General features: G+C 68.8%; 10 protein-coding genes and 2 pseudogenes. 7 read left to right on the top strand and 5 right to left on the bottom strand.

Going from position 1 to position 14,833, the window contains the following annotated elements; all coding sequences use genetic code 11:
* Window positions 1-92 precede the first annotated feature (92 nt).
* The 4 genes from SY89_RS17225 to SY89_RS07880 all read left to right on the top strand — a co-directional run bounded on the left by SY89_RS17225 (window position 93) and on the right by SY89_RS07880 (window position 5,624).
* Complete coding sequence (locus SY89_RS17225) at window positions 93-2,120, top strand: PD-(D/E)XK nuclease family protein (RefSeq protein WP_054583799.1); 2,028 nt, start codon at window positions 93-95, stop codon at window positions 2,118-2,120.
* On the top strand, window positions 2,117-4,051 hold the full coding sequence (locus SY89_RS07890) for a UvrD-helicase domain-containing protein (RefSeq protein ID WP_189319135.1): 1,935 nt from the start codon (window positions 2,117-2,119) through the stop codon (window positions 4,049-4,051). Before SY89_RS17225 ends, SY89_RS07890 begins: the two co-directional genes overlap by 4 nt.
* Entirely contained in the window at window positions 4,048-4,791 is a 744-nt protein-coding gene (locus SY89_RS07885; protein WP_054583797.1) for a hypothetical protein, read from the top strand. Before SY89_RS07890 ends, SY89_RS07885 begins: the two co-directional genes overlap by 4 nt.
* Before the next feature lie 134 nt (window positions 4,792-4,925).
* Window positions 4,926-5,624, top strand: coding sequence for a PD-(D/E)XK nuclease family protein (locus SY89_RS07880; protein ID WP_054583796.1), 699 nt, complete (start codon window positions 4,926-4,928; stop codon window positions 5,622-5,624).
* Window positions 5,625-5,700: 76 nt separating this feature from the next.
* Here the strand turns inward: SY89_RS07880 and SY89_RS07875 are convergent, their stop codons facing one another.
* Window positions 5,701-5,880 (bottom strand): hypothetical protein, encoded by a 180-nt coding sequence (locus tag SY89_RS07875; protein ID WP_054583795.1) that lies wholly within the window; start codon window positions 5,878-5,880, stop codon window positions 5,701-5,703.
* Window positions 5,881-5,974: 94 nt separating this feature from the next.
* Here SY89_RS07875 and SY89_RS07870 point away from each other — a divergent pair, with 94 nt between their 5' ends.
* On the top strand, window positions 5,975-6,373 hold the full coding sequence (locus tag SY89_RS07870) for a hypothetical protein (RefSeq protein ID WP_054583794.1): 399 nt from the start codon (window positions 5,975-5,977) through the stop codon (window positions 6,371-6,373).
* An 82-nt stretch (window positions 6,374-6,455) separates the two neighbouring features.
* Here SY89_RS07870 and SY89_RS07865 read toward each other — a convergent pair whose 3' ends face one another.
* The 4 genes and pseudogenes from SY89_RS07865 to SY89_RS07850 form a co-directional block, all read right to left on the bottom strand.
* Complete coding sequence (locus SY89_RS07865) at window positions 6,456-7,439, bottom strand: cytochrome b/b6 domain-containing protein (RefSeq protein ID WP_054583793.1); 984 nt, start codon at window positions 7,437-7,439, stop codon at window positions 6,456-6,458.
* Window positions 7,436-7,831 (bottom strand): hypothetical protein, encoded by a 396-nt coding sequence (locus tag SY89_RS07860; protein ID WP_054583792.1) that lies wholly within the window; start codon window positions 7,829-7,831, stop codon window positions 7,436-7,438. Before SY89_RS07860 ends, SY89_RS07865 begins: the two co-directional genes overlap by 4 nt.
* Window positions 7,828-8,460, bottom strand: coding sequence for a 4Fe-4S dicluster domain-containing protein (locus tag SY89_RS07855; RefSeq protein ID WP_054583791.1), 633 nt, complete (start codon window positions 8,458-8,460; stop codon window positions 7,828-7,830). The genes SY89_RS07860 and SY89_RS07855 overlap by 4 nt, the downstream gene beginning before the upstream one ends.
* 45 nt (window positions 8,461-8,505) lie before the next feature.
* Window positions 8,506-11,719: pseudogene (locus SY89_RS07850) on the bottom strand (formate dehydrogenase subunit alpha).
* A 275-nt stretch (window positions 11,720-11,994) separates the two neighbouring features.
* Here SY89_RS07850 and SY89_RS19570 point away from each other — a divergent pair.
* Both SY89_RS19570 and SY89_RS07840 read left to right on the top strand, forming a co-directional pair.
* A pseudogene (locus tag SY89_RS19570) lies at window positions 11,995-14,124 on the top strand (4Fe-4S dicluster domain-containing protein).
* On the top strand, window positions 14,114-14,740 hold the full coding sequence (locus SY89_RS07840) for a TorD/DmsD family molecular chaperone (RefSeq protein WP_054583790.1): 627 nt from the start codon (window positions 14,114-14,116) through the stop codon (window positions 14,738-14,740). The pseudogene SY89_RS19570 and the gene SY89_RS07840 overlap by 11 nt, the downstream one beginning before the upstream one ends.
* The last annotated feature ends 93 nt before the right edge of the window (window positions 14,741-14,833 follow it).

Here is a 14,833-nt window from a genome sequence, read left to right as displayed (position 1 = left end):
TGCCGGCGAACCTTTCCGCTATCTCCTTGCGCGCCCGACACGTCCCACGGATTCTTACCCGTCGGGAGCCACCTCGAAGCTATCTCTCCCGCATGACCGAGACCAGCGCCCCCGGCTCCGTCCGAGCGGTCGTCGGCGACCCCGGCGAACTGCTTGATCGGGCGGGCCGGGCCCCCGAGCCCACCGAGTTCGTCGTCACCCCCGAACGACTCCACCGCCGGAACCTGAAGCGGCGACTGGCCGAGCGTGCCAGCCCACGAAGCAGCCTTCGGCTCACCGACGCGACCGCGATCGCCGCCCAACTCCTCGACGCCGCGGCCGACCCGAGCGAGACGATCGACCGCATCGACCGGCTCAAACACGTGGAGGCGATCCTCCGCCGCGACACCGAGGCGAACGACCGACTTCGCGCCGCGTTCGGGAGTGATCTGCCCGCGCGTGCCGAGACGATCGCGGCGGCTCACAGCCGTGTCGGCGAGATGACCGGCTGGGACGAGCAGCGACTCGATGCGCTTGCAGCAGTCGCCGACGAGCTCCCCACCGTCGCAGGACGTGACACAAAGGACGTCCTCGCGGGCGTTCGCGCCCTGGAGCGAGGACTCGTCGACCGCGCTGGGTCGGTTCACTCCCGGGAGGCGCTGCTCCCGGCCGCCGCCGACGCGCTCCGCGACCGGCCGGCGCTCTGGCGCGAGGCGTTCCCCGCGACTGATCGGCTCTCCGTGGCGGGCGTGAGCGTCGTCGATGCCCCGCTCTCCGAGCTGATCGGCGCCGTGGCCCCGGCCGGCGTCGAAGTGACGCTCTCGCTCCGCCCGGGTACCGGCCCGTCGATCGTCGAACGACTGCCGAACCGGTTCGAGGAGCCGGTCACGTTCGAGGAGAGCCAGCCCTCGCCGGTTCTCACGAGCGCGGAACTCGTCGCGGACACGCCCGAGGAAGAAGCGCGGCTCGCAGCGGCGCTCGTCGCCGCCCACCTCCGCAACGGCGCGTCGCCGAGCGACGTGCTGGTCGTCGCCCGCGACGCAGCCGAGTACGAGCGATCGCTCACGCGCGCCGCGGCCCGCCACGAGGTGAAGCTCGCGGTCTGGGCTCAGCTCCCCGTCGAACAGACGGTCCCCTACCGGCAGTTTGCCTCGGTTTGTGGGCTCCTCGGGACAGACGAACCCACGCTCGACGAACTGCTCGCACCGATCGAGTTCCACTGGGTGCCGCCTGCGGCCGGTGACGACGCCACGGCGTGGCCACTCGCCACCGACAACGTCGGCGATCTGCGGGCGGGCCTGTCGGCCGTCAGCGAGAGCGACTCCCCGGCACTCAGTCTGGCCGAGTGGGACGGTCGCCTCGCGACGGCCGTCGACGAGGCGGAGATCGCCCCGGCGGACTCGGCCTCGCTTCGGAAGCTCATCGACTGGGCTCGGGAACAGCCCGACACTCCCGAGCCCGCCGCGCTCCACCGGACGTTCCGGCCGCTGGTCGAAGCTGGTCGGGAGGTCACGCTCCCGACCGTGTTCGAGGCCGACGCGGCCGATCTAGCTCGGACCTCGCGGTACGCCCGGGCGCTCTCGCGGCTCGAAGAGCTCCTCACCGACACCCGTGCGAAGTATCAGGAGTGGCTCGACACCGGCGACGTGCCGCGATCGTGGCTGGCCGTCGCCGACCTGGCCGAGCGCGTGGTCACCACCCGACCCGGCCGCCGGGAGCACGCCAACGCCGCCGCCGTGGACGTGATCGACGCGACGGACGCGTGGCTCCGCGAAGCGCCGCACGTCGTCGCCGTCGGCCTCGTCGACGGTGTCTGGCCGCGTCGCGTAGAGAGCGTGTTCCCCGACGCGCTCCGGCAGGCGGTCGTCGCGGGCGACAGCGCCGCCGCTGGTCGGCTGGCGGTCCCCGGCCGGTGGACCGCCGCCCGCGAGGTCGACCATCTCGCCAGCGGCCTCGGCGCCGCGAGCGAGACGCTGGCCTGCACGCGCTACCGCCGCGACCGCGAGGGGACCACGCGAGAGCGCTCGCCGCTGCTTGCGGACGTGCCGACCCGCACGGTCGACGAGTCGGCGGTGCAGTCGCTGCTGGCGACGGGTGCGCTCCCGGACGCGCTCGCCGCCACCGGGGGTGCTGCGCGATGACTGATAAAGAGTCGGCGGGTGTGGAAGCGAACACCGACGGCTACCGGCGCCTCGAAGGCGCCCAGGCCGAGATCCGCGACGCCTTCTTCGCCGCCGAGTCGGGGCTGTTCGTGCTCGACTGCGGCCCCGGCGCCGGCAAATCGGTGACCGCCGACAGCATCGCTGCGGAGGACCTCGCACGGAAATCACGGGGCGGCGTCGACAGCCCCACGGAGACGCTCTGTCTCACCTCGTTCTCCCGGGACGACGCTGCGAGCATCCTCCCCGGCGTCGAACGGGCCCTCCGCGGGTTCGCCGACGATCCCCAGGCGCCGGTGGAGGTAACCGCCGAGACCGCGGCCGAACTGGGTGCAACCCTCCGTGGGAGCGACCGGGTCGGGACTATCGACAGCGTGCTCGGCGCGGTTTTCGAGGCGGTCGCCGGTGAGGTCGGGTTCGACGAAGTGCCGGAAGTCGGCGACAGCGCCGGACTCGCACGGGTACACGGCGACGCGCTCGAAGCAGTGCGAGCCGACCCCACGGTTTCGACGGCACTGGAGACGCTGGACGACGGCTACCCCGGCGGCCGGTACGACGCCGACACCGCCGATCTGTTGGCGGCCGCCCGCAGCGCCTGTCGCGAGCGCCGGCTCTCGGTCGCCGATCTGCGCGAGCGACTCGACGCGGTCGTCTCGGGCACCTACCCAGACGGGCCACCGGCGTCGATGGCCGAGGTGCTACGCGACACGGAGCGCTTCTTCGGTGCCGAGGAGCGCGCGGCGGTCGAACGAGCGCTGGAGGCCGACGCCACGGGCGACGCGGACCCTGTCGTCGACGCCGACGCCAACTGTCACGATCGCTGGAGCGAGAGCGTCGACGCTCTCTGTACGGTGCTACCGGTCTACCTCGACGCGTACGACGACGCCTGTCGCGCTGCCGGCGTCCTCGCGCACGTCGACGTGGCGCACTGGATCGCGACGTTCTTCGAGCGCGAGGCGTACCGGAGCTCGTTCCGTGACCGCCTGCGAGCGCGCTGGCGGGGCCGGCTGTCCACGGTGATCGTCGACGAGGCCCAGGACGTGTCGCGGGCACAGCACGACGCGCTCGCGCCGCTCGTGAACGCCGACACCCGCGTCCTGCTGGTCGGCGACCGCGAGCAGTGTATCTACGCGTGGCGCAACGCACAGCCGAGCCTGTTCGACACCGCGGCGACTGCGGGGCGCTACTTCGGCATCGACTGGGAGACACACGAACGGCGGAGCGCCACCCGGACGTACCGCTCCCGCCCGGCGATCACGGCCGCCCTCGACACCGTCTTCGAGCCGGTGTTCACGGACCCCACCCGCGGCGCCGCCGACGCCGCGGCCGCCGGGCGAGAGATCGACGAGTACGAACCGCTCTCGGCGGTTCGAGCGCCGACACCGGGGCCGAGCGTTCACGTCGCTGCGTTCCCCGAGCACGGCCGCCCGGGGTCGCCGACGTGGGTCGATCCCGCCGAGGGGGTGGGAGAGGCCGAGGCGCTGGCCGACTGCATCGCGACGGGGCTGGAGTCGGGGCGCTTCGAGCGCGAGGACGGCGAGAAGCCCGGCGTGACGGTGCTGTTCCATCGCCGGACCCACATGGACACCTACGTCGACGCCTTCGCCGACGCCGGGCTGTCGGTCCGGGACACCAGCCGCGCGCTGTTCGATCACCCGCTCGTCGGCGCCGTCTGTGCGGTGGTCGACTGGCTACGCGCGCCGACGACCCAGGAGGCGACACTCGAGTTGGTCAACGACGACGACCTGCCCGTGACGGGGCTGGTCGACAAGCTCATGCGCGCGGACTGGTCGATCACCGCCGTCGCCGACGCCGGCTCGATGCGGGGGGCCGACGCGGCAGTCGTCGACGGTCTCGCCGATCTCGCGCGTCGCCGCGCCGACCACCTCGCCAGCGCGGGGCCGCCGTGGTGAGCGACGTGATCGAGACGCTCTCGCTCGCGACGGATCCGCTGGACCAGAGCGCCACGGCGGTCGGCGACGCGGCCGTGCTCGACCGCCTGGTCGGCGTCGTCGAGGACTGGGAGGGCGACCGGACGTTCTCGCTGTCCGAACTCGCCGCGGCGCTGGGTCACGCGCGCCGGAACCCGAAAAGCGGCCCCAGCCTCCCGACCGCCGCAGCAGCCGACGTGACGTTCCGCACGATCCACGGCGCCAAAGGCGACGAGGACGACGTGGTCGCGGTCGCGGATCTGGGAACCGGGCTGGGTCGCTACGGCGCCTATCTCGACCAGTTCGTCGCGCACGGCCGCCACGTCGCGCTCGCGCCGCCGGCCGTCGACACCGGCGACGACTACCCCGATCTCGGGGGACCGTCCTGGCGGGCGGTCCGCACGACCCTGACGCCTCGCCCGGTGACGGGGATGCCGGCCTTCGCTGGGCGAGCGAGCGCTGGGTCGAGGGTGATTCGCCCAGAGTTGCCGGCCCACCGCCGCTTCGCGGCCCGGTCGCGGCCGCACGCGCCGAGCGCTGGCGCCTGCTGTACGTCGCGCTCTCGCGGGCGCGGGATCACCTCCTGCTCCCGCTTCCCGGCCGGCGCTCGGCGCCGACGCCACGGGATCGCTGGGTCGACACGCTCCGGGAGGCGCTCGCGTTCGACGCCGATCGTCCCGACGAGTACACCGTCGACACCCCCGGTGATCACGACCCGCTGACGGTCGCCGTCCACCGCGCGGCCGGCGACTCGCCCGAATCGATCGACGATCCGGCCAGCGAGCCCGCGGCGGTCGCCGGCCCGGAACCGCTGGACGCTCGTGGCTGGACGCCACGGTTCGTCAACCCGAACACGGTGTACGAACTGTCGGCAGCGCCGGAATCCGGCGTGCTCGCCCACCTCAGCGGCCAGGCGCTGCACGCCGAGCAGGACGGCGTCACGGTGCCGCTCCCCTTCGAGACCATGGGCCCGGAGGTCGTCGGGGACGTGGCTCACAGCGTGTTCGCGACCGCGATCTCGGCGGGCGTCGACCCCGGCACGCTCCGGGACTGCGCAGGGCCACTCCCCGGCGCACTCGACCGCGCGGTTCGCGAGCACGCCCAGGGCGTCGCACGCGAGGAGCGCGAGCAGCTACGGCGCTACGTCGAGGGGACGCTCTGCCCACAGCTGGCGGCGACGGACGTGTACGACCGATTGATCGCGAGCCGGCAGCGATACGTGGAGGAGCCACTCGACGCGGTCGTGCGCGTGGCCGGACTGGCCGTCGAAGTCGGCGGGCGTGCCGACGTGGTCTCGATCGACCGGGACGGCGAGTGGCACGTCGACGAACTCAAGATCGGCCTGCGGCCGCCCGAACCCGACCTTCGGGCGCGCTACGAACTGCAGGCGGCGACGTACGCGTGGCTGCTTGAGCGCCAGGAGGGGTCGGCCGTGACGGCGACGGTCACGACCGTCGGCGCCCACCAGGAGACAACCGTCGTCACGGCGGGCGAAGCGACCGTCCGCGAGCGGCTGGATCGACTCGCGGACCGCCGCTGGGACTGTCAGCAGTAAGGGCCGCGGGGCGGGGTGGCTCGGCTCGGCGCTGGCGCTTCCGAACGTCGGTGTGATCGGGAGAACAGGCCCCGGGTTAGAGCGTCAGCGAGGCGACTAGCGCGATGCTGAACACCGCGACGGCGATCGCCGTGACGCCAGACGCTACGTTGCTCTCCTCGGGACCGTCCGTGACCGTCATCGTGGCGAACACGCCGCCGACAGCGACGACGACACCCGCCCACGCGTAGGCCATGTTGAGTAACTCACTCGCCATACTCCCCGTTGCATCCCAGCCACCATAATTCCCCGGACCGGGAACGATCGGCCGAGGTGAACAGCTATATCCGCCCCCATCCCCACGCCGGGGTATGCGGATGGAACTGCGGGTCTGTAAACACTGCTACGAGGGCGAACACGGGAACCCCGAGAAGACGGCGGTAACCCGAGACATGGTCAACTGTGCCGAGCGGGTCCGGGAGTACAAGGACCTGATCGGGATGGACAGTCTCTACATTACCAAGGTGAAGGAGGGAGAACCCGGCGGCTCCGAGGCGCTGCCGGCGATCGTCGCCTCGATCGAGGACGGCCAGATCCAGCTCTCCGACACCCAGCTGGTGATGGAAGACGACGACGGCAACATGCTGGTCTACCCCGAGCCCGAGGACGTGCTCGAGGTGCTCACGCGAAACATCGACCAGATCCAGCAGCACGCGACCGAGGACGTGACCGTCGAACTGTCGACTGAGAGCGCGGAACTGATCTCGTAACGTCGACCGCTGATTCTTCGCGTCAACTCACGAGCCAGCCGCGCCGCTGGCAACTGTGAAGCCGAAAGGAGGAGGAACCGCCTCAGTCGGCGGCTTCGGCCTCGGCGCCCTCTTCCTGAGCCATCTGCTGTTCCCAGCGGATGCGGACGAGGTTGCCGTACACCGACAGCACCATGCCGAAGAACAGCACGAGCATGCCGATGTTGACGCCGACGGTCAGCAGCAGGTTCGTCGGCCCGCCGCCGACGAGCAGTTCCAGCGACACCGGGTAGCCGGTGTCGTAGATGCTGGCAGTCAGCACGCTGACGATGCCGATCACCGTCGCCGCGCCGGCGAGGTTGGACGCGCTCGCCCAGCCCGAGGAGAGCTGGAGCCGCTCAATGCCCGTCCCCTCGTCGTCATCGTCGTGGTGTTCGGGGATCATCGAGCGCGGGATGAACGCCTTCGTCTCCACCGGGAAGAACGCCGGGTGGAAGCCGTGCTCGAAGATGTGGAACATGATCCCCATCAGCATCACGACGCCCAGCAGCCCGTGGAAGACGACGAACGCGATCGCCGCCGTCTGCGTGGCGAAGTACTGCATCAGCCCGGTTTTACTCCAGATCAGCAGCCCCGAGAGGGTCAGCAGCGCCAGCTCCACGGCGAAGATGAAGATCACGCCCTTGCCGACGTAGCTCAACAGCGGGATCTCGTCGGCGGTACCGCCGGCGAACTGGCGGGCGTTGGGGTGGCGCTCCTCGGCGTTGCCCAGCACGAACTGGATGTCCTGCACGAACGCCTTCGCGTCGTCCGGCGTCGGCAGCACCTCACTGAAGTTCGAGCGGCCGGTATCCGTCGTCACCATCATCAGCGCCCAGAACGTGATCAGCGCCAGCAGCCCGACGCCGAACACGCGGTGGAGCGCCGCGACCGAGCCGGAGCCACCCATCAGGGTGAGCATCCACCAGAGCTCGTCGTTGAACATGATGGCGTACCCCGTGAAGAACAGGAAGAACACGTCCATGGCGAGCAGCGAGTGGAACACCGTCGTCATGCGCGTGAACTTCCCGTGGTCGAGATTCGTCATTGGGTGTCACCTCCGTTCTCCGTGTCAGTGTCACCGCCGTCCGGCATCGCGCGGGATTCGCCGGGCTGGCGCATCCGACCCGCGAGCCGACGGAACGCGCTCCAGTGGACGAACACCAGCACGAGGATGAACAGCCCCATCAGCACGTCGATCGCGTGGATCGCTTCGACCATGAACACGAGCCACCCGATGTCGTTCCCCTGGGCGAACGCCGTCCCGATCCCGCCGCCGTCGGCGGTCGGCGAGACGCGGTCCAGCCGCTCGTAGAACACGTTGAACCCGTTGGCGACCCAGACCGCGCCGAGTGCGACCGCCACGGCGATCACGGCGTTGACCGCGATCATGGTTCCCGAGTAGCTGCTGACGCCGTTCTCTGTGGTCGAGTTGCTCATACGCCGAACGCCTCCGCGTCGTCGGCACCGAAGACGATCTCCATCGCGTCGTCGTTGAAGAACGTCCCGGAGTCTCGTTTGTCGAGCTCGTCAGCGATCTGGTCGGACGTACCCACGAGGATGGCGTCGGTCGCACACTCCTCGGCACACGCCGGCCCCTTGCCGACGTCCTGGCGGTCCTGACACATCGTACACTTGTCCATCGTGCCGCCGGTCCCGAAGATCTCCGCCGCGCCGTCGTTCGAGCCCGGGAACTGCGGGGCGCCGAACGGGCAGGCCGAGAGGCAGTACTGGCAGCCGATACAGACGTCGTCGCGAACGTCGACGAACCCGTCGTCCTTCTTGACGAGGGCGTCGACCGGACAGACCGTCACGCAGGGCGCGTTCTCACAGTGGTAACACTGCATCGGCACGCTGGTCTCGCCAGGGTTCTCGCCCTGGGACATCGCTTGGGAGGGGCTTGCGTTGAGTCCCTCGGCGCCCTCTTCGCCCTCCAGCATCGTGGAGATGCTGATGCGCTGTTCGTCACGGGGGACGTCCCACGTTCGGTTACAGGCGACTACACAGCCGCCACAGTCGATACACGCGGCCACGTCGGGGAAGATGCGCGTGTCGTCGCCGGTGCTCATCACCCTTGGCCGATGACTTCGGTGTTTGATTCGTTTGTGGACATTTTACTGAACCGTCGTGTTGTCGCGGGTGTCGAAATCCTTCTGCTGACCGAAGCCGGCCTCGTCCTGCGGGAACGTGAACGTCTCGAGGTCCACGTCCATGTTGAGCTCGTCGACGAGCTCCTGGGTGGCCGGGCGGACTTTCGCCAGCGCTGCCTTCGTCTCTTGCATCTGGGTCTCCACGTCGTACCCGCGCGAGGTGATGAAGTTCACCGAGTCGCCGATGGCGAACGGCTCGTTGCCGTCGGGGTACTTCTCGAGCAAGCTCTCCCCTTTCGCGATCCCGCCCCAGTGGAACGGCAGGAAGATCTCCTCTTCCTCCGGGCCGTGGCCGGGGCGCGGCGTGATGCGAGCCTTGACGAGCACCGACCCGCGGTCGGTGGTGGAGACGACCACGAGGTCGCCGCCGTCGATCCCCATCTCGTCGGCCATGTTCGGGTGGATCTCCACGTACATGTGGGGCTGCAGGTCAGCCAGGTACTCGTTGGAGCGGGACTCCGCCCCCCACCCTGGTGTTCGACCTGCCGGCCCGTGGTCATGACCGTGCTGAACGCCGACTCGTCGCCGGGATCGTTCGCCGCGGCAGTCGCGCGCTCCTGGACCGCCGCGTTGTTCTGGTCGAGCCGGTAGAAGTTCGTCTGCTGGCCGTTGGCGGGCCAGTCTTCGACCAGGTCGGGGCGCGGGCTCTCGACCGGTTCGCGGTGGACCGGAACCGTGTCGAGGAAGCCCCAGACAACCGCACGTGCACGGCCACGCCCGGTCGGCGCGTCCGGCTGTGCGTAGTCGTACTGCTGGTAGAACTCCTCGTCGAAGTCCGTCCCGTAGCGCTCGTTCATCGCGACCGCCGTGTCGTAGACGGACTTGGTCGGGTCGAGCGCGTACGCGTACGGCAGCGAGAGCTGGTCCGGGTTGGAGTAGTCCTCCGGCAGCGTCGTCGCGAAGCCGGGGTACTGGGGAACCCCCTGCACCTCCTGGTCGAAGTTGGACTCCCAGTCGGGAGTGTACGGGTCCCGGAGGAGGTTCAGGCCCTCCTCACCCTCCTGATCGTACGTCTCCTGCATCGGGTACTCCTTGTCCCCGACGTCCATCGCCTCCCAGTCCTCGGGCGTGGGCGCCTGCACGCCCCAGCGGGCTCGGAAGTCCTGCCCGCCGTTGCGCGGGTCGAGGTCGTCGTTCCAGATGATCGGCGTCCCGGGGTGGTCTTCGCCCCAGCACGGCCACGGCAGCTGCCAGAACTCCCCGGAGACGGGGAGCCCTTCCTCCTCACAGCGGAGGTTGTCCGTGGAGAACGCGTAGTCGTACTCCTGTTGTTCCTGCAGGCGCTGGGGTCCTGCTGGTAGCCGATCGTCCGGACGCCGAGGTTGACCTCGCGCAGGGTCTCCTCGTAGGTGCTCTTGCCGTTGTAGAGGCCGGAGCCCGCGCCCCAGTCGAAGTGGTCGCCGAAGCCGAATCGGTCGGCGAGCTCCTGCATGATCTCGAGGTCGGGCTTGGTGTTGTGCGACGGCGGTCGTACCGGCTCGGACCACTGCACCGAGCGGTGGGAGTTGGTGAGCGAGCGGTGGTGCTCGTACTGGGACGCCGCCGAGAGAACCACGACGTTGTCCTGGTCCGAGAGCACCGACGCCACCGAGGGGAACACGTCGACGACGACGACCAGATCCATCCGGTCCATCGCGTCCTTCATCTTCTGCATCTCCGAGATGGAGTTGAGCGAGTGCCCCCAGATGACGACCGCCTTCAGCTCGTCGGGCTGGTACAGCGGCGTCTCGTTGAGTCGCTCCTCCTGGGGTAGGCCGCCGTCGAACCACCGTGCGACGGTCATCCCCTTCTGGAACATCATCGAGCGGTCGTTGGGGAACGACTCGTCGACCTCCCCCTCGCCCGCCTGCCGGGCGTACTTCTCCTCCGGCATCAGGTCGTACTCGTCGTACAGCTCCTCGAAGGAGATCTCCCCGCTCGTGTACGGGCTTTTCGACCACACGTCGGTCCAGTAGCGCCAGGAACCGGGCGACCCGACCGAGTAGTAGCCCGGCAGGATATGGCTCGCGACCGCGAGGTCGGTCGCCCCCTGCACGTTCGCGTGGCCACGCATGACCTGCAGGCCGCCGCCGGAGCGGGCGGCGCTCCCGGAGGCCAGCGAGGTGAGCGCGTAGGACCGAATGTTCTGGGTCCCGTTGTTGTGCTGGGTGCCACCCATCGCCCACTCGATCTGGACGTTGGGCGCGTTCTCGGCGATCAGGTCGCCGAGTTCGCGGATCTTCTCCTGGCTGACCCAGGTGATGTCCTCGACGGTTTCGAGGTCGTACTGGTCGAGTTCGGCCTCGACGTCGGGCCACCCCATGACCCGCTCCTCGAGCATCTCCCGGTCGAGGTTCTGCTCGTCCCGGAGATACTTCATTAGGCCCATCATCAGGGCCACGTCGGTACCGGGCCGCATCCGGTAGTAGTAGTCGCCGTGGGCCGCGGTCTTGGTGAACCGCGGGTCGACGACGGCGATGTCGCCACCGCGCTTCTGGCCCTCGAGGATGTGCTGCATCGCGATCGGGTGGGCCTCCGCAGGGTTCTGCCCGATGATGAGGTTGAGGTCGAAGTTGCGGTAGTCGTTGATCGTGTTAGTCATCGCGCCGTAGCCCCACGTGTTCGCGAGGCCGGCGACGGTCGTGGAGTGACAGATCCGGGCCTGGTGGTCCACGTTGTTGGTCCCGAAGAAGCTCGACAGCTTCCGGAACGCGTAGGACTCCTCGTTGGAGAAGTGGGCCGAGCCCATCCACATCACGGAGTCCGGACCGTGCTCCTCACGGATCTGGTTGAGTTCGCTCCCGACCTTGTCGAGGGCTTCACTCCATCCGGCCTTCCGCCAGGAGGTGTCGCCCTCCTTGATGAGCGGGTGTTTGAGCCGGCGCTCGGAGTGTTCGCTGCCGTAGATGGCGGCCCCCTTCGAACAGAGCGATCCGTTGTTTATGGGGTTCTCGTGCCAAGGCTCCTGCCCGACGAAGGCGTTGCCTTGTCGTTCGCCCCGGAACCCACAACCGACGGCACAGAAGTTACAGACCGTCTTCGTGAGTTCACCCTCTTCATCAGCACCGTCGACCTCCCCGTCACCTTGTGCGAGCGCCTGTCCCGCGCCGCCGCCCCCGAGCGCCACCGCACCTGCGAGTGCGCTGGCTTTCAGGAACGACCTGCGGTCCAGGTCGAGGGAGACTGGTTCTGAGCTCATTGTTGTATCCTGTCGCACCAACTGACACGAGCTGGCACGAATTAACGGAAACATGAACGGACCTACCTTCAATCCATCGCACCCAAGTATGGCGGTTTTAGCCGGTCCTAAACGGGTTTTTGGCACCTCGTGTGAAACTAATTTCACTCACGTGAGACTGTCGATCGTGCCTCACGAAACGTATATCACGAACTATCAAGCTGTTTTCGGGTAACCAAAAGGCAAACTGCCCGTGTCGCAAGCCCTAATGCGGCTGGTGGGTTACCGCTCGGACGATGAAGGTAGGCGCGTTCGTCTGCGACTGCGGCGCCCCCGACGCCATCGATGCCGAAGGCGTCAGGGAGGGCGTCGGCGACGAGGACGTGGAGGTGGTGGCCAGCGCGGGCCACCTCTGTGGCGACGGCCTCGAGAAAGCCGCCGCTGTCGTCGACGAGTACGATCTCGATCACGTCGTCGCGACAGCTCCCGACGCGGGCTGTCAGCGCCGGATCCGAGAGATGGCCGAGGCCCAGGGGCTTCACCCCGACGCGACGGCGTTCGTCGACCACCGCGAGGGCTCCGGCTGGGTGCACGACACGCCCGCGGCCACGGAGAAAACCGCCCGAACCATCGACGCGACCGTCGCCGGCCTGCGCGAGGAGTCGCCCTCGCGGACGGTCTCGAAGGAGGCCGGCGACCACGTCGTCGTCGTCGGCGACGCCGCGGCGGCGGCGTCGCTCGCCGGCCGCGCCGACGTAACGCTGATCGCGAACGGTCGCGACTTCAGCGATCCAGCGCACGACCTCGACGAGGTGGCGATCGAGCGGGGCCGCGTCCGTGACGTTTCGGGCTCGTTCGGCGAGTTCGAACTCACGCTCGAGGCTCGTGTCACCGAGGACTGCATCGGCTGCATGGAGTGTGTCAAGCAGGGGCCCGACGAGGCAGTCACCAGCTACCCGGTGGATATCGCCCCCGACGCCCCGACGGGGAGTATCTCGACTGCTGCCCGGTCGACGCCATCGAACCCGAGGGTGTCGAACGGACCATCGCGGCCGATCAGGTGGTCTACCCCGGGGGCCCGACGAAGAGCCGCGGCGGCCAACTGGGCTACTTCTCCCACTTCGACGGCGGCGTCGCCGCAGCCGTCGAGAGCCAACTGGGCGGGGTCAGCAAGCCCCAGCATCTCGACATCGAGATGGATATCTGTGCCTCGGGTGACTCGGGGGTCGAGGGCTGTACGCGCTGTACGGACGCCTGTCCGCACGAAGCGGTCTCCCGACCCGCCGTCGACGAAGTCGCCTTCGACGAAACGGCCTGCATGAACTGCGGCGCCTGCACGTCGGCCTGCCCGACCGGCGCCGTCGAACTCCGCGAACCGACGAACGAGCGACTGGCTCGCGAGGTGGAGTCGCTGGTCGACATCGACGAGGGCGGCCGCATCTCGCAGTTCTTCGGGGGCGATCCCGGCATCGAGTCGCCAGTCGTCGCGTTCGTCTGCTCGGAGCAGGCTGCCGACGCCCTGGAGAGCTACGGGCGCCGCGTCGGCCGCGGCGAGGACGCCGGCTACCAGCCGATCCTCCCCGTTCGCGTGAACTGTACGGACACCGTTGGCGAGGCCCACGTGCTCCACGCGCTCGCGGCCGGCGCCGACGGCGTCGCGATCGTCGGCTGCGGCGACGCCTGTCTCCACTCCGGGCCCGACCCGAAGGCCGAACTGGTCGACCGGATGAACGTCGCCACCGGCGATCTCGAACTCGGCGCCCGAACGGCGTTTTTCGCCCCGGGGGCGACGATCCGGCCGCCTTCGCCGCCGACCTCGATGCGTTCGTCGAGGGGCTGGAGCCGTCACCGCTGCCGACCGGCGAACACGAGGCGACCGGCACCGGTCGGCCCGACTCCCCCGCGAGCCGTTCACGACGCACGACTGGGCGCTAGAGTCGATCCGCCGGATCATCGGCGTGACCGAGCCGGACCGCGACGTGATCCGCGGACTGGACACGTTCGGCCGAATGGAGGTCTCGGACGCCTGCAACCTCACGCCGACCTGTTCGACGCTCTGTCCCACCGACGCCATCCAGCGGACGAACGATGGCGAACTCCAGTTCAACCACGCGGACTGCGTGAACTGCGGGGTGTGTGAGAGCGGCTGTCCGGAGGGCGCCATCACGATCGAGTCCGGACTGGAGCGCTCCCGGCTGCCGGAGAACCGCGACGGCGAGGAGTGGGAGCCCGTCTTCGAGGGCGAGATGCTCGAGTGTGTGCGCTGTGGGACGCCGTTCACCAGTCGCGGCTCGATGGAGTCGGTTCGTGACGAGGTGGGCGACCTCGTCGAAGGCGTCGCCGGCGACACCGAGCACAGCATCTTCGAGTACTGCGACGAGTGCCGCGCGCAGGTCGTTTTCCAAGGGGTCAACAATGGACGATAACGCCGTTTACGACGCACGTATCGAGCTAGTCGACTTCGTGATCGAAGTGTTCCACGACACGCCCGACGAGGCGTTCGTCGAGCGCCTGCTCGCCGGGGAGATCGAGACCCCCGGGGACGAAGTCAACGAACATCTCGACGCCGGCTTCGCGGCACTGGAGGAGTTCATCGAGGCCAACCAGGGCCGAGACGTCGAGGCGGTCGTCGACGAACTCGCCAGAGAGTACACCGTCCTGATGGTCGGCCCCCGCCCGGACGTGCTGCCACACGAGACGTACTACCGCGACGACACCGAGTTCATCGGCGAAGGGCTGGCCGACGTGGAAGCCAGCTACGGCGCCGCAGGCTGGAGCCCGCCGGAGGAGTACGGCGAGGAGAACGACCACATCGCCGTCGAGTTCGCGTTCCTGCGGAACCTGATCGACCGCCAGCGCGCCGGCCACGACGAGACGGTCGGCTTCGAACGCGTGTTCCTCGACGAGCATCTGCTGACGTGGCTCGAACAGTTCACCGACCACCTCGTCGAGCGGACCGACGAACCGCTGTTCGTCGCCGGCGCGCAGATCGCCGCCGGGACGGCGTCGTTCGAAGACGAGATCGTCGCACAGCTGCTGTAACGGCTGTTCGACTGCTACAGTAACGACTGTTCGGTGGGTTTCGGTCGGCGACGCCCAGCGATCACTACTCTCTCGCTCCTCACAGAAGAACCG

It is taken from the genome of Halolamina pelagica, from assembly GCF_001307315.1.
GTDB classification, from domain to species: domain Archaea; phylum Halobacteriota; class Halobacteria; order Halobacteriales; family Haloferacaceae; genus Halolamina; species Halolamina pelagica_B.
The sequence above is the reverse complement of the archived record's forward strand: the minus strand, read 5'-3'. Positions and strand labels throughout refer to the sequence as shown.